21 protein-coding genes and 1 riboswitch are annotated in these 19,766 nt (G+C 67.3%); of the genes, 13 read left to right on the top strand and 8 right to left on the bottom strand.

Translation table 11 applies throughout. The features are described 5' to 3' along the window. Positions 1-13 precede the first annotated feature (13 nt). Positions 14-242, bottom strand: a riboswitch (cobalamin riboswitch). Positions 243-339: 97 nt separating this feature from the next. The 5 genes from BLR75_RS13145 to BLR75_RS13165 all read left to right on the top strand — a co-directional run bounded on the left by BLR75_RS13145 (position 340) and on the right by BLR75_RS13165 (position 5,629). Then, entirely contained in the window at positions 340-1,488 is a 1,149-nt protein-coding gene (locus BLR75_RS13145) for an ABC transporter permease (RefSeq protein ID WP_084309681.1), read from the top strand. Beyond that, a complete protein-coding gene (locus tag BLR75_RS13150) occupies positions 1,482-2,270 on the top strand; it encodes an ABC transporter ATP-binding protein (protein WP_245726144.1) in 789 nt (262 codons plus the stop codon). Before BLR75_RS13145 ends, BLR75_RS13150 begins: the two co-directional genes overlap by 7 nt. Position 2,271: 1 nt before the next feature. Continuing rightward, the gene (locus tag BLR75_RS13155) at positions 2,272-3,210 is read left to right on the top strand and encodes an MlaD family protein (RefSeq protein ID WP_084309679.1); all 939 of its coding nucleotides are present in this window, start codon (positions 2,272-2,274) and stop codon (positions 3,208-3,210) included. Continuing rightward, positions 3,207-3,818, top strand: a complete 612-nt coding sequence (locus BLR75_RS13160) for an ABC-type transport auxiliary lipoprotein family protein (protein WP_084309678.1) — start codon at positions 3,207-3,209, stop codon at positions 3,816-3,818. Before BLR75_RS13155 ends, BLR75_RS13160 begins: the two co-directional genes overlap by 4 nt. A gap of 242 nt (positions 3,819-4,060) precedes the next feature. Further along, entirely contained in the window at positions 4,061-5,629 is a 1,569-nt protein-coding gene (locus BLR75_RS13165; RefSeq protein ID WP_090416072.1) for an arylsulfatase, read from the top strand. Between the two features lie 567 nt (positions 5,630-6,196). Here the strand turns inward: BLR75_RS13165 and BLR75_RS13170 are convergent. From BLR75_RS13170 to BLR75_RS13180, 3 genes are all read right to left on the bottom strand, one after another. Beyond that, a complete protein-coding gene (locus BLR75_RS13170; RefSeq protein ID WP_084309676.1) occupies positions 6,197-7,108 on the bottom strand; it encodes an SDR family oxidoreductase in 912 nt (303 codons plus the stop codon). 119 nt (positions 7,109-7,227) lie between these two features. Then, positions 7,228-7,914: an LrgB family protein gene (locus BLR75_RS13175; RefSeq protein ID WP_084309675.1), complete on the bottom strand. Its 687-nt coding sequence runs from the start codon at positions 7,912-7,914 to the stop codon at positions 7,228-7,230. After that, complete coding sequence (locus BLR75_RS13180) at positions 7,901-8,278, bottom strand: CidA/LrgA family protein (RefSeq protein ID WP_084309674.1); 378 nt, start codon at positions 8,276-8,278, stop codon at positions 7,901-7,903. Before BLR75_RS13180 ends, BLR75_RS13175 begins: the two co-directional genes overlap by 14 nt. 94 nt (positions 8,279-8,372) lie before the next feature. Here BLR75_RS13180 and BLR75_RS13185 point away from each other — a divergent pair, with 94 nt between their 5' ends. Continuing rightward, positions 8,373-9,260: a LysR family transcriptional regulator gene (locus tag BLR75_RS13185; protein ID WP_084309673.1), complete on the top strand. Its 888-nt coding sequence runs from the start codon at positions 8,373-8,375 to the stop codon at positions 9,258-9,260. Positions 9,261-9,423: 163 nt separating this feature from the next. On the opposite strand, the gene BLR75_RS13190 is transcribed toward BLR75_RS13185, so the two are convergent. Both BLR75_RS13190 and BLR75_RS13195 read right to left on the bottom strand, forming a co-directional pair. Further along, the gene (locus BLR75_RS13190) at positions 9,424-9,894 is read right to left on the bottom strand and encodes a cupin domain-containing protein (protein ID WP_084309672.1); all 471 of its coding nucleotides are present in this window, start codon (positions 9,892-9,894) and stop codon (positions 9,424-9,426) included. After that, positions 9,894-10,349, bottom strand: a complete 456-nt coding sequence (locus tag BLR75_RS13195) for a flavodoxin (RefSeq protein ID WP_084309671.1) — start codon at positions 10,347-10,349, stop codon at positions 9,894-9,896. Before BLR75_RS13195 ends, BLR75_RS13190 begins: the two co-directional genes overlap by 1 nt. A gap of 261 nt (positions 10,350-10,610) precedes the next feature. Between BLR75_RS13195 and folM the strand changes: the two genes are divergently transcribed. From folM to BLR75_RS13220, 5 genes are all read left to right on the top strand, one after another. Then, positions 10,611-11,321: a dihydromonapterin reductase gene (gene folM / locus BLR75_RS13200; RefSeq protein ID WP_084309670.1), complete on the top strand. Its 711-nt coding sequence runs from the start codon at positions 10,611-10,613 to the stop codon at positions 11,319-11,321. A 26-nt stretch (positions 11,322-11,347) separates the two neighbouring features. Then, entirely contained in the window at positions 11,348-11,908 is a 561-nt protein-coding gene (folE, locus tag BLR75_RS13205) for a GTP cyclohydrolase I FolE (protein ID WP_084309669.1), read from the top strand. Position 11,909: 1 nt separating this feature from the next. After that, the gene (gene folX, locus BLR75_RS13210; RefSeq protein ID WP_084309668.1) at positions 11,910-12,281 is read left to right on the top strand and encodes a dihydroneopterin triphosphate 2'-epimerase; all 372 of its coding nucleotides are present in this window, start codon (positions 11,910-11,912) and stop codon (positions 12,279-12,281) included. Between the two features lie 103 nt (positions 12,282-12,384). Further along, positions 12,385-12,696 (top strand): DUF1244 domain-containing protein, encoded by a 312-nt coding sequence (locus tag BLR75_RS13215; RefSeq protein ID WP_084309667.1) that lies wholly within the window; start codon positions 12,385-12,387, stop codon positions 12,694-12,696. A gap of 12 nt (positions 12,697-12,708) precedes the next feature. Beyond that, positions 12,709-13,047, top strand: coding sequence for a HopJ type III effector protein (locus BLR75_RS13220; protein ID WP_084309666.1), 339 nt, complete (start codon positions 12,709-12,711; stop codon positions 13,045-13,047). A gap of 286 nt (positions 13,048-13,333) precedes the next feature. Here the strand turns inward: BLR75_RS13220 and trxB are convergent, their stop codons facing one another. Then, complete coding sequence (trxB, locus tag BLR75_RS13225; protein WP_084309665.1) at positions 13,334-14,281, bottom strand: thioredoxin-disulfide reductase; 948 nt, start codon at positions 14,279-14,281, stop codon at positions 13,334-13,336. Positions 14,282-14,601: 320 nt separating this feature from the next. Here trxB and BLR75_RS13230 point away from each other — a divergent pair, with 320 nt between their 5' ends. Beyond that, a complete protein-coding gene (locus BLR75_RS13230) occupies positions 14,602-16,545 on the top strand; it encodes a sensor domain-containing diguanylate cyclase (protein WP_084309664.1) in 1,944 nt (647 codons plus the stop codon). A gap of 88 nt (positions 16,546-16,633) precedes the next feature. Next, complete coding sequence (gene cysZ / locus BLR75_RS13235; RefSeq protein WP_084309663.1) at positions 16,634-17,380, top strand: sulfate transporter CysZ; 747 nt, start codon at positions 16,634-16,636, stop codon at positions 17,378-17,380. A gap of 12 nt (positions 17,381-17,392) precedes the next feature. Here the strand turns inward: cysZ and BLR75_RS13240 are convergent, their stop codons facing one another. Both BLR75_RS13240 and BLR75_RS13245 read right to left on the bottom strand, forming a co-directional pair. Further along, on the bottom strand, positions 17,393-18,352 hold the full coding sequence (locus BLR75_RS13240) for a DegV family protein (RefSeq protein ID WP_084309662.1): 960 nt from the start codon (positions 18,350-18,352) through the stop codon (positions 17,393-17,395). 199 nt (positions 18,353-18,551) lie between these two features. Next, positions 18,552-19,664 carry an NADH:flavin oxidoreductase gene (locus BLR75_RS13245; RefSeq protein WP_084309661.1) on the bottom strand — a complete coding sequence of 371 codons (1,113 nt, stop codon included), beginning with the start codon at positions 19,662-19,664 and terminating at the stop codon, positions 18,552-18,554. Positions 19,665-19,766 lie beyond the last annotated feature (102 nt).

Raw genomic sequence — 19,766 nt, forward strand, 5'->3', positions numbered from 1 at the left:
CCGCCCCCCGCGTTGCCATGCGATGCGACAGGCCGGTCTCCGGGCTTGCGAGTGAAGGTCTCCCGACCTTGCGGAACCGCGCCTTCCCATGCCTGCGGCACAGTGGCTGGATGCGGTTCTTCGACTCGCCTACCGTTGCGGGGGCAGCGCCGGAATGGTCGATGCGCGTGGCGTCGAATTCACCGGCTTCCCTGTTTCACCCCCGTCGCGTCGGCGGGGGCACCTGAAGCAGGCGCGCACTTTAGTGATCGTGCCGGCGCCAGTCAATCGGACAACTCGTCACGTTCTGCCAACAAATGCTGGTATGGAGCCATCAGGCAACTCCGCTAGACTCAGCGCATGACGAACAACGCCCACGCCGGACAGCTCCAGCTGGACGCTTCCGCCACCTCCCCCGTGCTGCGCATCAGCGGCGACTGGACCCTTTCCCACTACGCCGAACTGGTGCGCCAGGTCGAGGCGCTGGGTGCGGTCCGGGGCTCGCCCGCGGCCTTCGATTTCCGTGCGCTCGGCGCCCTCGACACGGCCGGCGCCGGCCTGCTCGCCGACGTGCTCGGCAACGCCGCCATCGACGACCTCGACAGCGTCGCCGCCGACCTGCCGCCGGAACGCCGCAACCTGCTGCGCGCGGTCGGCGTGTCGCAGCGCCAGTGCCGCCTCGCCGAACGCTCGCCGCCGCCGGGCAACGCCCTGGTCGACGTGCTCGAACACATCGGCCGCAGCATGCTGGTGCTGCGCGGGCATACCATCGGCCTGTTCGGCTTCATCGGCCTGACCCTGGAAAGCATGCTGCGCGTGCTCCTGCGGCCGGGGCGCTGGCGCATGACCTCGCTGGCCGCGCACATGGAGCAGACCGGCCTCGACGCCGTGCCCATCGTCGCCCTGCTCACCTTCATGGTCGGCGCGGTGGTGGCCTTCCTCGGCGCCACCGTGCTGCAGCAGTTCGGCGCGGCCATCTATACCGTCGACCTGGTGGGCTTCTCCTTCCTCCGCGAGTTCGGCGTGCTGCTCACCGCCATCCTCCTCGCCGGACGCACCGCCAGCGCCTTCACCGCGCAGATCGGCTCGATGAAGTCGAACCAGGAGATCGACGCGATCCGCGCCCTCGGCCTCGATCCCATCGAGCTGCTGGTGCTGCCGCGGGTGTTCGCCCTGCTGCTGACCCTGCCGATGCTGACCTTCCTCGCGATGATCTGCGGCATCCTCGGCGGCGCGGTGGTCTGCGCGGTGTCGCTGGACATCTCGCACACGGTGTTCCTCGGCATGCTGCGCGACGACATCGGCGTGCGGCATTTCGTGGTCGGCATGCTCAAGGCGCCGGTGTTCGCCTTCGTGGTCGCGGTGATCGGCTGCCTGGAAGGCTTCCGCGTCAGCGGCAGCGCGCAGTCGGTGGGCGAGCACACCACCTCCGCCGTGGTGCAGTCGATCTTCGTGGTGATCCTGCTGGACGCGGTGTTCGCCCTGTTCTTCATGGAGATCGGCTGGTGAGCGAAGCGATCATCCAGGTACGCGGGCTGGCCAACCGCTTCGGCAGCCACGCGGTGCACGAAAACCTCGACCTCGACGTGATGCGCGGCGAGATCCTCGGCGTGGTCGGCGGCTCCGGCACCGGCAAGTCGGTGCTGCTGCGCAGCATCGTCGGCCTGCGCCGGCCGAGCGAGGGGCAGGTCCAGGTGTTCGGCGAGAACCTGCAGGAACTCTCCCCCGAGCGACGCTCGCAGATCGAACGGCGCTTCGGCGTGCTGTTCCAGAACGGCGCGCTGTTCTCCTCGCTGACCGTCAGCGAGAACGTCTGCCTGCCGCTGATCGAGCACGCCGGCCTCAGCCGCCCCCACGCCGAGCACGTCGCCAAGCTGAAGATCAGCCTCGCCGGCCTGCCGCCGGACGCCGGCGACAAGTACCCGTCCGAGCTCTCCGGCGGCATGGTCAAGCGCGCCGCGCTGGCCCGGGCGCTGGCGCTGGACCCGGATATCCTGTTCCTCGACGAGCCCACCGCCGGCCTCGACCCGATCGGCGCCGCCGCCTTCGACCAGCTGATCCTGACCCTGCGCGACGCCTTCGGCCTCACCGTGTTCCTGGTCACCCACGACCTCGACACCCTCTACACCATCTGCGACCGCGTCGCCGTGCTGTCGCAGAAACGCGTACTGATCGCCGACCGCCTGGACGTGGTCGCCGCCACCGACGATGCCTGGGTGCAGGACTATTTCCACGGCCCGCGCGGCCGCGCCGCCCAGCAAGCCGCAGACAAGCTGCGGGAGGAAACCTGAGATGGAAACCCGAGCCCATCACGTGCTGATCGGCCTGTTCACCGTACTGCTGTCCGCCGCCGCCCTGCTCTTCGGCCTGTGGCTGGCGAAATCCAGCAACGACCAGGCCTACAAGCTCTACGACGTGATCTTCACCGAGGCGGTGACCGGCCTGTCCGAGGGCGCCACCGTGCAGTACAGCGGCATCCGCGTGGGCGACGTGCTCACCCTGCGCCTCGATCCGAAGGACCCGCGCAAGGTCCGCGCGCGCATCCGCGTGTTCCAGGACACCCCGGTGCGCCAGGACACCCGCGCCAAGATGACCCTCACCGGCGTCACCGGCATCGCCATCATCCAGCTTTCCAGCGGCTCGCCCTCCAGCCCGCCGCTGGAGGGCGAGGAAGGCGAAATCCCGGTGATCCCCACCATTCCCTCGCCGCTCAGCGCGCTGCTCGCCAGCGGCGGCGACATCGTCTTCAACATCAACACCCTGGTGGAAAACGCCACGCGCGTCCTCTCGCCGGAGAACGTCGACCGCTTCAGCCGTACCCTCGACCACATCGACCGGGCCACCGGGGTGGTCGCCGAACAGCGCGACGACATCCGCCGCACGGTGCAGGAGCTCGCCAGGGCCAGCCAGCAGGCCAGCGAAACCCTGGCCAACGCCAGCAAGCTGCTGGCCAGCACCAACCAGCTGGTGAGCAGCCAGGGCCCGGAAATCATGCGCGAAGCCCAGCGCACCCTCGCCTCCCTGCAGAGCAGCAGCGAGAAGATCGACCGCCTGCTCGGCGACAACTACGACGCGCTGAACGGCGGGCTCGGTGGTTTCAACGAGATCGGCCCGGCGGTGCGCGAACTACGGGAAACCCTGCAGAGCCTGCGCGGCGTGACCCGCCGCCTGGAGGAAAACCCGGCGAATTACCTGCTCGGCCGCGAGCGCACCAAGGAGTTCCAGCCATGACCAAGACCCTGCGCCTGATCGGATGCTGCGCAGCCCTCGCCCTGCTCGGCGCCTGCTCGATCCTGCCCGAGGCCGAGACCCCGGACATCTACCTGCTGCCCGCCACGGCGGCCAGCGCCAGCGGCGGGCCGAAGCAGGACTGGTCGCTGCAGGTCGACACGCCCAAGGCCAGCCATGCGCTGGACCGCAACCGCATCGCCGTGGTGCCGACGGACAACCAGTTGAGCAGCTACCAGGGCGCGCGCTGGAGCAGCCCGGCCCCGGAACTGCTGCGCGACCGCCTGGTGGACGCCTTCGTCGCCGACGGCCGGGTCGGCCGGCTCAGCAGCGACGCCTACAACCTGGCCGCCGACCTGGAACTGGCCGGCGACCTGCGCGCCTTCCAGAGCGAGTACCGCAACGGCCGGCCGGAAATCGTCATCCGTCTCGACGCCCGGCTGATCCATGGCGCCGCCCCACGCATCGTCGCCGCACGCAGCTTCGAAGTGCGCCAGGCGGTGGACGGCGAACAGGTGCCGCAGGTGGTGGCGGCCTTCGGCAGGGCGGCCGACCGGCTTGCGGCGCAGGTGGTCGAGTGGACCATCCAGCAGGGTGCGGCACGCCAGTAGCCGCAGCGGAAACGTAACGGAGTATTTCTTCCAGGGAACCCCGCAAAAATGCGCCAGCCCCCATGCCTGGCGGGGTTCGGTGCGATCTCCGGAATCTCCCGGCTACGCATATTTTCCACGCCGTCCGCGACCACCCGATACGGGTAGCAACCCGCCGCAAAACCCGTCTGTACTCTCCCGCCAGAACGCGCCCACCCTGGGCGCCCTCGGTGAATACACAACAAGAACCAAAGGAGAACGACATGACCCGCGCAGGGAAATGGCTGTCCGGTTTGACCCTGGCGGCCTCCATGCTTGGCGCTGCCTCGAGTGCCCTTGCAGCAGACAAGCCCAACATTCTGGTGATCTTCGGCGACGACGTCGGCTACTTCAACATCAGTGCCTACAACAACGGGATGATGGGTTACGAAACCCCGAACATCGACCGCATCGCCCGCGAGGGCGCGATGTTCACCCACGCCTATGGCGAGCAGTCCTGCACCGCCGGCCGTTCCGCCTTCGCCCTCGGCCAGCACCCGTTCCGCACCGGCCTCTTGACCGTCGGCCTGCCGGGCTCCGAGCACGGCATCCCGGACTGGGCGCCGACCATCGGCGACGTGATGAAGCAGCAGGGCTACACCACCGGCCAGTTCGGCAAGAACCACCTCGGCGACCGCGACAAGCACCTGCCGACCAACCACGGCTTCGACGAATTCTTCGGCAACCTCTACCACATGAACGCCGAGGAAGAGCCCGAGACCTACCACTATCCGAAGGATCCGGAATTCCGCAAGAAGTACGGCCCGCGTGGGGTGATCCACTCCTATGCCGACGGCAGGATCGAGGACACCGGCCCGCTGACCCGCAAGCGCATGGAAACCATCGACGACGAACTGGTGCAGGCCACCGAGAACTTCATCGACAAGGCGCACAAGGCCGACAAGCCCTTCTTCGTCTGGTTCAACAGCACCCGCATGCACGTCTGGACCCACCTGAAGAAGGAATATGACGGCAAGACCGGCATCGGCCTGTATCCGGACGGCATGGTCGAGCACGACGACCACGTCGGCAAACTGCTGAAGAAGCTGGATGACCTCGGCATCGCCGACAACACCATCATCGTCTACACCACCGACAACGGTGCACAGAAGGTCTCCTGGCCGGATGCCGGCACCTCGCCGTTCCATGGCGAGAAAGGCACCTCCAACGAGGGCGGCCACCGGGTACCGCTGCTGCTCAAGTGGCCGGGCGTGCTCAAGCCGGGCAGCCGCTACGCCGACATGATCGCGCACAACGACTGGATGCCGACCCTGGCCGCCGCCGCTGGTGACAACACGCTCGTTGCCGACATGGCGAAAGGCGCCAAGCTCAATGGCAAGCAGTACAAGGTGCACCTGGACGGCTACAACTTCCTGCCGTACCTCAAGGGTGAAGCCAAGGACAGCCCGCGCGAGGAGTACTTCTACTTCAGCATGGGCGGCGACCTCGACGCGATCCGCTGGAAGGAGTGGAAAGTGTCGTTCGCGAAGATGGATGGCGACTTCGGTTCTGGAGTACGCAAGGTCACCAACGTACCGGAGCTGACCAACCTGCTGGCCGACCCGTTCCAGACCGCCCGCAGGGACTCGCCGATGGCGCGCCGCTGGGCCGCTGACCAGATGTGGCTGTTCGTGCCGGTCCAGGACAAGGTCAAGCAGTTCATGGCGACCATTCCGCAGTATCCGTTCCAGGAAGGCGTGACCTTCGGCGTGGGCAACATCAACTACCAGAGCCTGGCGGTGCGCAAGGCGATGATGGGGCTGCAGCAGCTGAAACAGCAGCAGGCCGAGTGATCTGACGCCGCGATGAAAAATGCCAGCCGGGTGATCCGGCTGGCATTTTTCGTTTTGAAGGGGGCACTAGGGCGGCACTCCCTGTAGGAGCAACTGTCTTCTGGTTTCCCGCTTTCCCGGGACAGCGCTTGCGCTGAACGCACTTCAGGCCCGAAGGGCGAGCGCAGCGAGTAATGACGGATTTTCCGGATGACTCCGTGCGGCTCTCAACTCCGTCTTCCCCGCGAACGCGGGGATCCAATAAATCGGTGACGTTGTAGGAGCAACTGTCTTCACATCGGCGCGGTGCATCCCCTCACCCTAACCCTCTCCCGAAGGGAGAGGGGACTGTCCTGAGTTGCCGGTTGGCACGTCATTTATCCCGACGCCGATCCGCCCCCTCTCCCTCTGGAGCGGGGCGCGCAGCCAGGGCTGGGGTGAGGGAGCCCTCAACGCCGAACGTCCTGTAGGAGCGGGCCATGCCCGCGACCGGTCGCGCCCAGGTGCGCTCCTACGGATGCCACCTCTGCCACGGGCCGCGCGGGAACCGCGACATCGTCCCCGCGCTCCTCCGGCCGGACGAGAGCCTCAGCCCACGTACTTCTGCAGGTTCGCCATCATCTCCCGCAGCGCCTCGACGTTGTCCGCCGGATGCGCCGCGCCTTCGAAATCGCAGATGCGCGCCCAGTTCTCCGCCACGTCCGCCACGTCGAACCCGGCCCGCGGGTCGAAGCCCACGCCCAAGCTGCGCTCCCAGCGCACCTTGCCGATCCAGCCGCCGCCGACCTCGAACAGGCCGGAAGTTTCCCGGCAGGCCTCGCTGCCCAGGTACACCACCAGCGGGCTGACCAGCTCGGGCTTGAGCTGCTCGAACACCTGCGGCGGGATCAGGCCCTCGGTCATGCGGGTGCCGCCGGTGGGGGCGATGGCGTTGACCAGGATGTTGCTCTTGCCGCCTTCCAGGGCCAGCGTGCGGGTCAGGCCGTAGAGGCCGAGCTTGGCCATGCCGTAGTTGCTCTGGCCGAAGTTGCCGTAGATGCCGGAGGTGGACGAGGTGAAGATCACCCGCCCGTAGCCCTGCTCGCGCATGAACGGCCAGGCGGCGCGGGTCACCTTGTAGGCGCCTTCCACGTGGACCTTGTAGACCAGGTCCCAGTCGGCGTCGTCCATCTTGTGGAAGGTCTTGTCGCGCAGGATGCCGGCGTTGTTCACCACCACGTCGACGCGGCCGAAGGCTTCGATCGCGCTGCGCACGATGTTTTCCCCGTCGGTCACCGAATCGTGGTTGGCCACCGCGGTGCCGCCGGCGGCGCGGATTTCCGCCACCACGCGGTCGGCGGCGGAGGCGCTGGCGCCCTCGCCATGGGTGCTGCCGCCGAGATCGTTGACCACCACCTTCGCGCCATGACGGGCGAACAGCAGCGCATGGGCGCGTCCGAGGCCGCCACCGGCGCCGGTGACGATCACCACCTTGTCGTCGAAACGCAGGGCATCACTCATGGTTGTACTCCTTGGCAGGGATGTCTTTCCGCGAGTGTCGGGCAGCGGCCGGTGCCTCACAAGGAAGACCGGCAGCCCTGAATGGTGGCGAATAAGGCGTGGGGATGATGGGGGCTGGCTTACAGGCAGTGCACCAGCAATGGCGCGAGGGCGAGGTTGAACAGGCCGGTGAGGACCATCAGCAGCCCCGCCGCGGAGCCCTCCTCGCCGCCGAACTCGTAGGCGCGGCTGGTGCCCGCGCCATGCGCACCGACACCCAGCAGCGCGCCGCGGGCCAGGGTGGTGCGCAGGCGCAGCAGGCGCATCAGCACGCCGCCGACCAGGGCGCCGAACACCCCGGTGATCATCACGAAGGCCGCGGTCAGCGCCGGCACGCCGCCGATGTCGTGGGACATTTCCATCGCCAGCGGCGTGGTGATCGAGCGCGGCAGCAGCGACAGGGTCACCTGGCCGTCCAGCGCCAGCGCATGGGCCAGCGCCCAGGAACTGCCGATCGCCACCGCCGAGCCGGCGCACATCCCGGCCAGCAGTGCCGGCCAGTGGCGGGCGAGCAAGGCGCGCTGTTCCCAGATCGGCACGGCGAAGGCCACGGTGGCCGGGCCGAGCAGCGCCACCAGCCAGGAGGTGTCGCGCGAGTAGTCGGCGTAGCTGGCGTGCAGCGGGATCGCCACGGCGAACAGCAGCGCCGGGACGAAGACGATGGGCGACAGCCAGTAGGAACGGAAGCGGCCGTAGAGGAAACGGCTGAGCAGATAGCCGCCGAGGGTCAGTACCAGCCAGAACAGCGGTTGTTCAACGAGGTTCACGGGCAGTCCTCCAGCGGCACATCCATTCCACCGCGAACGCGGTGGCCAGCATCACCAGCAGCGTGCTGCACATGATCACCAGCAGGATCTTCCAGCCCTCGCTGCGCAGCAGCTGGCCGTAGTCCAGCAGGCTCATCAGCGCGGGGATGAAGAACAGCAGCATCTCCGCCAGCAGCAGGCCGGCGCCGCCCTTCAGCAGGGCCGGACGGATCGCGCCGCAGGCGAACAGCACCAGCAGCAGCGCCAGGCCGATCACCCCGCCCGGAATCGGCAGGCCGGTGACCCCGGCGATCCAGCCGCCCAGCCACCAGAACGCGGCGAGGGCGGCGAGTTCTGCGAAGAGACGTAATCCACGGCGGAACATGGCGGCGAATCCGGAAATGAAGGGAGTTGACGCAAAGGATAAGACCGGGCTTACCATCCCCAAAGCGAATAGTTCGAATAGAGGCCATTCCAGAATGGAATTCCGTCAGCTGCGCAGCTTCGTCGAGGTGGTGCGCCAGGGCAGCTTCACCCAGGCCGCCGTTCACCTGCACGCCAGCCAGTCCGCCGTCAGCAAGCAGGTCGCCCAGCTGGAACAGCGCCTGCACGTGCAACTGCTGGAACGCAACGGGCCGAACGTGCGCCTGACCGCAGCCGGCGAGCTGACCCTGCGCCGCGCCGAGGAAATCCTCCGCCTGCAGCGCGAACTGCATACCGAACTGGACGACCTCAGCCAGCTCAACCGCGGCGAACTGCGCCTCGGCCTGCCGCAGCTGGGCGCCGACGCGCTGTTCGCCAGCCGCTTCGCCGAGTACCGGCGGCGCTACCCGAACATCGCCGTGCATCTGCTGGAGGGCGGCAGCAAGACCATGGAAGAGCTGGTGCACTCCGGCGAACTGGAACTGGGCGGCGGCCTGACGCCCGGCGGCGACGCCTTCGACTGGCAGCCCTTCTGCAACGAGCCGCTGGACGCCCTGCTGCCCACCGACCACCCGCTGGCAAGCCGCGACAGCCTGAGCCTGGAGGAGCTGGCCGAGACGCCATTCCTGCTCTACCAGCAGAGTTTCACCCTCAACGACCGCCTGCTGCGCGCCTGCCGCGAGGCCGGCTTCGAACCGCGCGAAGGCGGCCGCAGCGGCCAGGCGGACTTCCTCGGCGCGCTGGTCGCCGCCGGCCAGGGCGTGGTGCTGCTGCCGCGGGTGGTGGCGCGGGAACTGGAACGCCCCGGCGTGGCGCGGGTGGTGCTCAGCGAGCCGGACCTGCGCTGGGACATCTGCTTCATCTGGCGCCGCGGCGCCTACCTGTCCCGCGCGGCGCAGGCATGGCTGGAGTTGATGAAGGAGTTTCCGCTGGAGGCGGAATGAAGGGAGCGTTTGGCTCCCCCTGCAGGAGCGCACCTGGGCGCGACCAGTCGCGGGCATGGCCCGCTCCTACAGGTACGGCACACGTAGGGTGGATGGCGCTCTTCCATCCACCATTGCGGGGCCGCCTGCGCGGCCGTGGTGGATCGATGGAGCGTGATCCACCCTACAGCAGCTCGGGAAACTCTTGCGCCAGTCGCGGCCAATCCCGCTGCGCCTGCGCGTCGTCAGCGAGCAATTCGAACCCGGCGAACTCGAACGCCGGCGACACCGTGCAGCCCACCAGCACGTAGTCGCCCAGGCAGCGCGCCGCCTGCCAGGCATGGGCCGGGACGGCGCGTTGCGGCAGGCTGCCCTCGCCCACCGGGCCGAGGATTTCGCTACGCACGGCGGCGTCCGGCTGCCCGGCGATCAGCAGCTCCAGCGGGCCGCCTTCGTGGTAGTGCCAGAGCTCGTCCGCATCCACCCGGTGCCAGCGGCTCACGCTGCCGGCGGGCAGCAGGAAGAGAATGGCCGATGATTGCGGCCGGCCATCGGCGCCACGCAGGCTGGACTCGAACACGCGGCGGTAGAAACCGCCCTCCGGATGCGGGGCGAGCTTCAGCCTGTCGATCAGCTCGCGGGCGCGCGGATGCATCAGGCCTTCAGCGCTGCAATGAAGTCGGCCAGCCACGGCTCGGAATCGGTTTCCTGGTCCACCGTCTCGCTGCCGTCCAGGCGCAGCATGGGCACGACTTCGCGCACGCCCAGTTCGGCGAACAGCTCGCGGATCTGCTCGCCGCCGCCGCAGTAGGTGTCGCCATAGCTGGTGTCGCCGAGGCCGATCACCCCGCCGGGCAGGCCGCGCCAGGCGGCGGGCAGGCGCTCGCGGATGCTGTGGAAGAGCGGCTGGAAGGTGTCCGGCAGCTCGCCCATGCCGGTGGTGGAGGTCACCACCAGGAAGGCTTCCGGGGCGAACTCGAGGAGCCCTTCGAAGGTGGCGCGCGGGTCGTGCCAGGCCTGCAGGCCTGCTGCCTCGAGCAGGCGCTTGGCGTGGCGGGCGACCTCTTCGGCGGTGCCATAGACGGATCCGGACAGAATGGCGACTTTCATGAACGATTCTCTCTTCGCACGGCAAGGCCGCCCATTATGCCGCAAAGCACGGGAAGCATCCCGTCATCACGGCGGAGCTTGTACCTGTACTGGCAACGTATCAGCAAGAACGCAGCCCTTGTAGGAGCCAGCAAGCTGGCTCCTACAAGGGCCGTGCCATGCCAAGGCCGTGCCACGCCAGTCGGCCGGCTGGTATAGTTCCTCAATTTCCCCAGCGGGGCGCTCGGATATCGGCGTCCCCTCGAACCGCACGAGGCTCGCATGGGCACTGCTTCGGCCCCCATCCTGATCACCGGCGCCAGCCAGCGCGTCGGCCTGCATTGCGCGCTGCGCCTGTTGCAGGACGGCCACCGGCTGATCGTCAGCTACCGCAGCGAGAAGCCCGGCGTCGAGCAGCTGCGCGCCCAGGGCGCCCTCTGCCTGCAGGCGGATTTCGCCGACGAGGCCGGCATCCTCGCCTTCATCGAACAGGTCCGGGAGCACACCGACAGCCTGCGCGCCGTCGTCCACAACGCGTCCGACTGGCTGACCGAAGCGCCGGGCCACGAGGCCGGGGCGTTCCGCGAGATGTTCAACGTGCACATGCTCGCGCCGTACCTGATCAACCTGCGCTGCGCTGCGCTGCTGGAACGCTCGCAGCCGGCGGACATCATCCACATCGGCGACGACGTGGCGCGCAAGGGCAGCGCCAAGCGCATCGCCTACTGCGCCAGCAAGGCCGGGCTGGACAACCTCACCCTGTCCTTCGCCGCGCGTTTCGCGCCGCGCATCAAGGTCAACACCATCGCCCCGGCGCTGGTGATGTTCAACGCCGGGGACGACGCCGCCTACCGCGAGCGGACCCTGGCGAAGTCCGCGCTGGGCATCGAGCCCGGCCCGGAAGTGATCTACCAGAGCATCCGCTACCTGCTCGACAACCCCTACGTCACCGGCACCACCCTGACCGTCAACGGCGGGCGCCATCTCAAATAGGCGCCGTCGCGGCGCGAGGATGCACGATGAACGAATCGCTCACCCAGCATTACCGCGGGATTCTCCAGGGCCTCGGCGAGAACCCGGAGCGCGAAGGCCTGCGGGATACGCCCAAGCGCGCGGCCAAGGCCATGCGCTACCTCTGCCACGGCTACGAGCTGACCCTGGAGGAAATCGTCAACGGCGCGCTGTTCGCCTCGGACAACGACGAGATGGTGATGGTCAAGGACATCGAGCTCTACTCGCTGTGCGAACACCACCTGCTGCCCTTCATCGGCAAGGCCCACGTGGCCTACATCCCCACCGGCAAGGTGCTCGGCCTGTCGAAGGTGGCGCGGATCGTCGACATGTACGCGCGGCGCCTGCAGATCCAGGAGAACCTCACCCGCGAGATCGCCGAGGCGGTGCAGAGCGTGACCGGCGCGGCCGGCGTGGCGGTGGTGATCGAGGCGCAGCACATGTGCATGATGATGCGCGGGGTGGAGAAGCAGAACTCGGTGATGAACACGTCGGTGATGCTTGGCGCGTTCCGCGCATCCAACACCACCCGCCAGGAATTCCTGCAACTGATCGGACGGAGCAAGTGAAATGACACGACTGGAGCCGGGCATGGCGCGAATCCGGGTCAAGGATCTGCGCGTGCGCACCTACATCGGCATCAAGGAGGAAGAAATCCTCAACAAGCAGGATGTGCTGATCAACCTGACCATCCTCTACCCCTCGGACGACGCCGTGCAGGTCAACGACATCGACCACGCGCTGAACTACCGCACCATCACCAAGGCGGTGATCCAGCACGTCGAGGAGAACCGCTTCGCCCTGCTGGAACGCCTCACCCAGGAAATCCTCGACCTGGTGATGGCCCACCCGGCGGTGCATTACGCCGAAGTGGAAGTGGACAAGCCGCACGCCCTGCGCTTCGCCGAATCGGTGTCGATCGCCCTGGCCGCCGAGCGCTGAGACGCCACGGCCATCCGGCCAGCGGACATTGCTGGCGAAGCGAGCCACTCTTATCATCTCGCCAGCCCCGGAATACCGTGCGTACCAATAAGAGAGCCCTGCCATGAGCAAGCCCAGCGAACTCACCGACGAACAACGTACCGAACTCGAGGCCGCCGCCTTCCGCACCCTGATCCTGCACCTGCGCAGCCGCAAGGACGTGCAGAACATCGACCTGATGAACCTCGCCGGCTTCTGTCGCAACTGCCTGTCCAAGTGGTACAAGGCGGCGGCCGACGACATGGGTGTGGAGATCAGCGCCGACCAGGCCCGCGAGGAAATCTACGGCATGCCGTATGCCGAGTGGAAAGCCAAATACCAGAAGGAAGCCACGCCAGAGCAGCAGGCCGCCTTCGACACCGCGAAAAAGCACTAAGAGCCAGCCTTGATGACCCTGACCGATTTCCGCGCGCGCCTGCGCAGCGAGCAGCACCTGTTCTCCGACACCCTGCAGTACATCGCCGAGCACTACAGCTACACGCCCAGCGCCTTCACCAACGGCGATGTGGAGAATCCGGCCGGGCAGAACGAAGGTTCCTGCAAGACCCTCGCCTTCGCCATCCTCGAAGGGCTGAGCCTGGAAGAGACCCTGCTGGCCTTCGGCGAGCACTACCGCGCCGTGCGCGACAACCCGGACGGCACCGACCACGCCAACATCCGCGCCCTGCAGGCCACCGGCCTGGCCGGCGTGCGCTTCGAGCGCCAGCCGCTGTCGCGCCGCGGCTGAAGCCGCACCGACATGAAAAAGCCCCGGATTTCCGGGGCTTTTTCATGTCGGCTCGCGGGCATGGCCCGCTCCAGGTACGGGCGCATCCCGGACGCTCCTTCCCAAACGGCGGATGACGCTGGCGCGTCATGCGCCCTACAGGTCGGCTCGGTGTAATGCGAACCCTTGTAGCGGGCCATGCCCGCGACCCGTGCGTATGGCGCGCTACAGTGGCTTGACGCCGCGAATACAAAGGAAAGAGCCCCGACCAGCGGGGCTCCTTCCTGCACGCCGGCTCTTCGGGCCGTTATAGCGAATCCAGGTAGCGTTCCACATCCAGTGCCGCCATGCAGCCGGCGCCGGCGGAAGTGATCGCCTGGCGATAGACATGGTCGGCCACGTCGCCCGCGGCGAACACGCCGGGGACACTGGTCGCCGTGGCGTTGCCGTCGCGGCCGCCGTTGACCACCAGGTAGCCGTCCTTCAGCTGCAGCTGGCCTTCGAACAGCGAGGTGTTCGGCGTATGGCCGATGGCGACGAACAGGCCGTCGACCCTCAGCTCGTCGCTGCTGCCGTCGTTGTTCTTCAGGCGCACGCCGGTGACGCCCATGTCGTCGCCCAGCACTTCGTCCACCTGGGCATTCAGCTTGAGCACGATCTTTCCTTCGGCGACCCGCGCACGCAGCTTGTCCTGCAGGATCTTCTCGGCGCGGAAGCTGTCGCGGCGGTGCACCAGGGTTACCCGGCTGGCGATGTTGGCCAGGTACAGCGCCTCTTCCACCGCCGTGTTGCCGCCGCCGACCACCGCCACTTCGCGGTTGCGATAGAAGAAACCGTCGCAGGTGGCGCAGGCGGAAACGCCCTTGCCCATGAATGTCTCTTCCGACGGCAGGCCGAGGTAACGGGCGCTGGCGCCGGTGGCGATGATCAGCGCGTCGCAGCTGTAGGTGCCGCTGTCGCCCTTGAGGATGAACGGCTTGCCGGCCAGGTCGACGGCGTCGATATGGTCGAAGACGATCTCGGTCTCGAAGCGCTCGGCATGCTCCTGCATGCGCTGCATCAGCGCAGGGCCGGTGAGGCCGTGGGGGTCGCCCGGCCAGTTGTCGACTTCGGTGGTGGTGGTGAGCTGGCCCCCGGCCTGCAGGCCGGTGATCAGCAGCGGCCTGAGGTTGGCGCGGGCCGCGTAGACGGCGGCGCTGTAGCCGGCGGGACCGGAGCCCAGGATGATGACGCGTGCATGACGGGTTTCGGACATCGAGGACTCCTGCCGGCCTGGCCACGGAAAGAAAAGGGAGCTGCCAGAATACCGGGGGAAGGTTTGAACAGCGGCAGCTCCGGGAAAAACTCCTGCAAGGCTTCGAGGTCGCCAAGTATCGCCAGAAAAATCCGAACTACCGTTGAGATATCTCAGACATATCCGAACCACTGCGGTGGCGTTGCCCGTTGCCAAGCTGGAGCGAAGGTTACGGGACGTCCCTGCGCAGCGGAAATGTGACCTTTCAATTCATCCGATAGAACCTGCCTATCCGCCTGAGGTCGATTGATCGATCGGCCGCGGAGGCATGAGGAAGCGGAATGACACTGCGCAAGCGCCTGTTCTGGCTGTTTTTGCCATTGCTGGCCGTCACCCTTTCCAGCGTCTGGCTATTGTCCGAGCGGATTCTGCTCGTCCGCTACGACAGCGTGGACAAGCAGCGTCTCTACGACCAGGTGCGCATTCTCAACAACCGGCTCAACTTCGAGCGCAAGCGCAATCTCGAACTCCTGCGCATCTATTCCTGGTGGGACGAGACCCGGGAATTCCTCGCCAAGCCGAATCGCCAGTACATCGAGGAAAATCTCGAACTCGACATGCTCGAACACATAGGGCTGGATTTCGTCTTCTTCCTCAACCCGAAGGGCGAGGTGGTAGCGCAAAAATGGCAGCTGCCGGCCCCGGGCGAACGCATCACCGCCGGCCCCTCGCCGATGAGCAGGGAGCCTCTCCAGGCGGCGATCGTTTCCCGGGCGAAGGCCGTAGGAGCGCTGGATTTCGCCAGCAGCCCGCTCGGCTTCACCCAGATGCTGATGATCGGCGGCTCCCCGGTGATGCTGATCAGCCATCCCATCAGCAGCAACCTCGGCACCCTTCCACCCAACGGCGCCATGGTGGCGGGCATCGTGCTCGGCAATGCCCGGCTCGAACACCTGCAACTGCAGGTGGGCGCGGAAATGAAGGTATCCGCCAGCACGGTCCCGAATGCCAGCTGGCGGGCCCTCACCCCGCCCAGGGCCAACGGCGGGGTATTGCTCAGCGAGGTCAGGGCCGACGACACGCGCCGGCGGATCGACATGATGTTTCTCGACTCCCGCGCCGAGCCGCAATTCCGCATCCAGCTCAGCACGCCGCGGCAGGTCTTTCTGCAGGGCCAGGCCGCCATACGCCTGTTTCTCGACCAGGCGCTGGCGATCCTGCTCAGCGTGCTCGCCCTTGCCTACCTCGTCCTCGAACTATGGATCATCCGCCCACTGAACCGCCTGAACCGCGAGGCCGCCAGCATCGGCCAGAACCATCATCCGGAGCGGCTGAGCGAAGTGGGCGCCGACGAGTTCCGCCGCCTTACCGGCGAACTGAACCGGATGATCGCGCGCCTGGAGCGGAGCGAGGAACGCGACCGGGCCCTGCTCGACGCGATCCGCGAGGGCTATTTCGAAATGGACAGCGCCGGCCGCTTCCTCATGGTCAATGCCGCGTTCTGCAAGATGGTCGGTCGAAACGAGGACGAGCTGGTCGGCCAGCCCTGCGGCATGCTGCTGAACCGGGAGGATGTCGCGCGCGCCCTGGGTGTGCGCAACCAGGCCCTGCGGGGGGAAACGGAGCTGACCTTTTCCGCCCCCTTCAAGCGGCCGGACGGCAGCCTGGTCATTCTCGAAACGAACATGTCGGTCCTGCCCAGCGTGGACGGCGAACTGGCCGGGGTGCGCGGCATCATTCGCGACATCAGCGTCCAGGTGGCCTACCAGAACCAGCTGCTCGGCATGGCCTACCAGGATGCCCTGACCGGCCTGGGCAACCGCAAGGCCTTCAGCGAACAGCTTGCCCAGGCCCTGCACGGCCCCGCGGGGCAGCAGATCCTTGCACTGCTGTATTTCGATCTCGACAAGTTCAAGCAGGTCAACGACCAGCTCGGCCACGCCGCCGGCGACGCCGTGCTCGGCGCCGTGGGCGTGCGGCTGCGCAATCATCTGCGCGGCCAGGACAAGGCCTACCGGCTCGGCGGCGACGAATTCGCCGTGATCCTCGCCAATGCCGACGCTACCCATGCGCTGCAGATCGCCAGCCGTCTGCTGGGCGTGCTCGGCGAACCCTACGAATTCGGCACCCGCTCGATCGACTACATCACGCCGAGCATCGGCATCGCCCTCGCCCCCCGGGATGCCCAGGACCCGGAAGCCCTCACCCGCGCGGCGGACCAGGCCATGTATGCGGCCAAGCGCCAGCGCAACGCCTGCTGCCTGTATTCCGAAACGTCCGGCTGAGCGCGCAACACACCCGGCAAAACAGCCCGCTCGCGGGAGCCGCGCCACGTCTGCTAAGGTCGCCGACTGCACACCGATGGAGATGCCCATGTCGACCCTGCACGGCCCGCAATACCTCGGCGAAGGCCTGAAACTGATGCTGCGCCCCAACCTGCGCCTGTTCGTCCTGCTGCCGCTGACCGTGAACATCCTGATCTTCGCCGGCCTGATCGGCTTCGCCGTCAGCGAATTCGGCGGCTGGGTGGACCATCTGATGCCCAGCCTGCCGAGCTGGCTGAGCTTCCTCGAATTCATCCTCTGGCCGCTGTTCGTGGCGCTGGTGCTGCTGATCCTGTTCTTCACCTTCACCCTGGTGGCCAACCTCATCGCCGCGCCGTTCAACGGCTTCCTCGCGGAAAAGGTCGAGGTGGTGGTACGCGGCCAGGACAACTTCCCCGAATTCAGCTGGGGCGAACTGGCCGCCATGGTGCCGCGCACGGTCGGCCGCGAACTGCGCAAGCTGGCCTACTTCCTGCCGCGCGCCATCGGCCTGTTCGTCCTCTCCCTGATCCCCGGCCTGAACATCATCGCCGCGCCGCTGTGGCTGCTGTTCGGCGTATGGATGATGGCCGTGCAGTACATCGACTACCCGGCGGACAACCACAAGCTCGGCTGGAACGAGATGCTCGCCTGGCTGCGCAGCAAGCGCTGGTCGTGCATGGGCTTCGGCGGGGTGACCTACCTGGCGCTGCTGGTCCCGGTGGTGAACCTGCTGGTGATGCCCGCCGCCGTGGCAGGGGCGACGCTGTTCTGGGTGCGCGAGGGTGGGGATAAGGCGCTCAGCACGCAGCGCTGAGCGCCCTGTTCTTCAGTTGAAAGGAACCGGCGGCGCGGCGAAGCCGATGCTCATGGCGCCGGCGCCGAGGTTGATTCCGCCGGTGGGGCTGAGCATCGCCAGGTGTACCTGGATGCCTTTCGCCCGGCAGCTCGCCTCCAGGGCGGCGAAACCGGGCAGGTCGCGCAGCGCCGAGGGATCGCCGGCGTAGCTCAGGCACATGTGCGGCGCCAGCAGCTCGCCGGCTTCCACCCGTGCCGTGGCGAAGGCCAGCAGGCGCTCGGCGGATTTCTCGTAGCTCGGCGATACCGACACCGGCTTGTCCTCGCCCTGCACCAGGCTCAGTACCGGTTTCATGTCGAGCATCGAGCCGATGCCGAGGAAGGCGCCGCGCAGGCGGTCGCTGAGCTTGTTGCGCTCGCCCTTCTGGAAGCCGCGGCGGCGCACGTGGCCGAGATCGTCGGCGATGACGAAGGTACAGAGCTGGTGGCTGAGTTCTTCCAGGCGGGTGCGCACGGCGTTCGGGTGGCCGCCTTCGGCCAGCAGCCGCGCGCCTTCGGCGGCCAGCACGCCGAGGCCGCCGAACACGCTGCGGCTGTCGATCACGCGCAGGGTGAAGGGGCCGCCGATGCCGGCCGCGTTGCGCCGCTCGTGGTAGTTCTGCAGCAGGCCGAAGGAGGCCTGGGTGGCGTTCTCGAAGATCGGGCTGCGCTGGCGGGTCACGGTCAGGCAGATCACGTAGTCGAAATCGGTGACCAGCTCGTCGAGGAACCAGTTCTGGGTCTCGGCCGCGGACAGCGGCACGCTGGCGTCGTCCGGCCCTACCGAGGGCAGTTCCTCGGCGTAGAAGCGCGCGGTGGCTTCGACGTCGCGCGCATCGACGATGCGGCGTTCACCGAGACGGATGCCGATGGGCAGGATGCGGATGTCGTGGGCGGCAAGAAATTCGGGGGGCAGGTCGCAGGTGGCATCGACAACCAGGCCAACTCGCATGGCGTACTCCTCTGGTCTGGCCTTTTAGCGGCCTATTGTTGTGTGATCGCGGCGTACAATGCACTTTTCCGCCCAATCTGTCAGCAAACCGGCCCACAGGTTTCGGAAATTTTTTGTAGCGCGGCGGGAGTTTTCTCTGCGAGTTGCGGGGATGCCCGATCTCCGCCCGCAAGGACGAGGACCGGGGCAAGCGGGGAGATCAGGCCAGCGAGGCCAGCGCCGCGCGGCTGAACGGCTTGATGTCCTGCAGGCGGCCGGCTCGCACCTTCAGCGCCCAGTCGGCATCCACCAGCAGGGCGCGGCCCACGGCGACGAGATCGAACTCCTGCCTGTTCAGACGCTCCAGCAGACCGTCGATGCCGGACGGCTGGGCGACTTCGTCGGTCCTGGTGAAGAACGCCTGGAACTCGCTGCCATCCAGGCCGACGTTGCCGACGGTAATGGTCGGCTTGCCGGTGAGCTTGCGCGTCCAGCCGGCCAGGTTGAGGTCGGAGCCTTCGAACTCGGCAATCCAGAAGCGGCGGGTCGAGCAGTGGAAGATGTCGACGCCGGCCTCGGACAGCGGTTTGAGGAATTCGCCCAGGGCTTCCGGGGTTTCCACCAGCCGCGCGCTGTAGTCCTGCTGCTTCCACTGCGAGTAGCGGAAGATGATCGGGAAGTCCGGGCCGACCGCCTCGCGCACCGCGCGGATCAGCTCGATGGCGAAGCGCGAGCGGTTGGCCAGGCTGCCGCCGTACTCGTCGGTGCGCCTGTTGCTGCCGTCCCAGAAGAACTGGTCGATCAGGTAGCCGTGGGCGCCGTGGATCTCCACGCCGTCCATGCCGATGGCCCTGGCGTCGCGGGCGGCCTGGGCGAAGGCGGCGATGACGTCGCGGATGTCCTCGTGGGTCATCTCGTGGACCAGCACCTTGCCGTCCTTGACCTTGCCGCTCGGGCCGTAGCCCGGAACGCCCGGGTCGGGCTCAGTACCCAGCCGGCGCACCGCGCCGACGTGCCACAGCTGCGGGACGATCCGCCCGCCCTCGGCGTGCACGGCGTCGACCACCTGCTTCCAGCCGGCCAGGGCCTCTTCGCCATGGAACTGCGGCACGTCCGGATAGCCGTTGGCAGCCTGGTGCCCGACGGTGGTGCCCTCGGTGATGATCAGGCCGACCCCGGCCGCCGCGCGGCGCCGGTAGTACTCGACCATCTGCGCGTGCGGCACGCTGCCCGGGCACAGGTTGCGGGTCATCGGCGCCATCACCACGCGGGTCGGCAGTTGCAGGTTGCCGAGCTGGAACGGCTCGAACAGGGCCTCGACGGGTGCACTCATTTGCAGTCTCCACTCAGGACGGTCAGGCGATCGGACGCCGGGCAGGGCCGGCAGGATATGACCGGTCGTCTCGCCCGCCCAGCATCATTGACGCGGATGATC

The organism is Pseudomonas jinjuensis, assembly GCF_900103845.1.
Classification (GTDB): domain Bacteria; phylum Pseudomonadota; class Gammaproteobacteria; order Pseudomonadales; family Pseudomonadaceae; genus Pseudomonas; species Pseudomonas jinjuensis.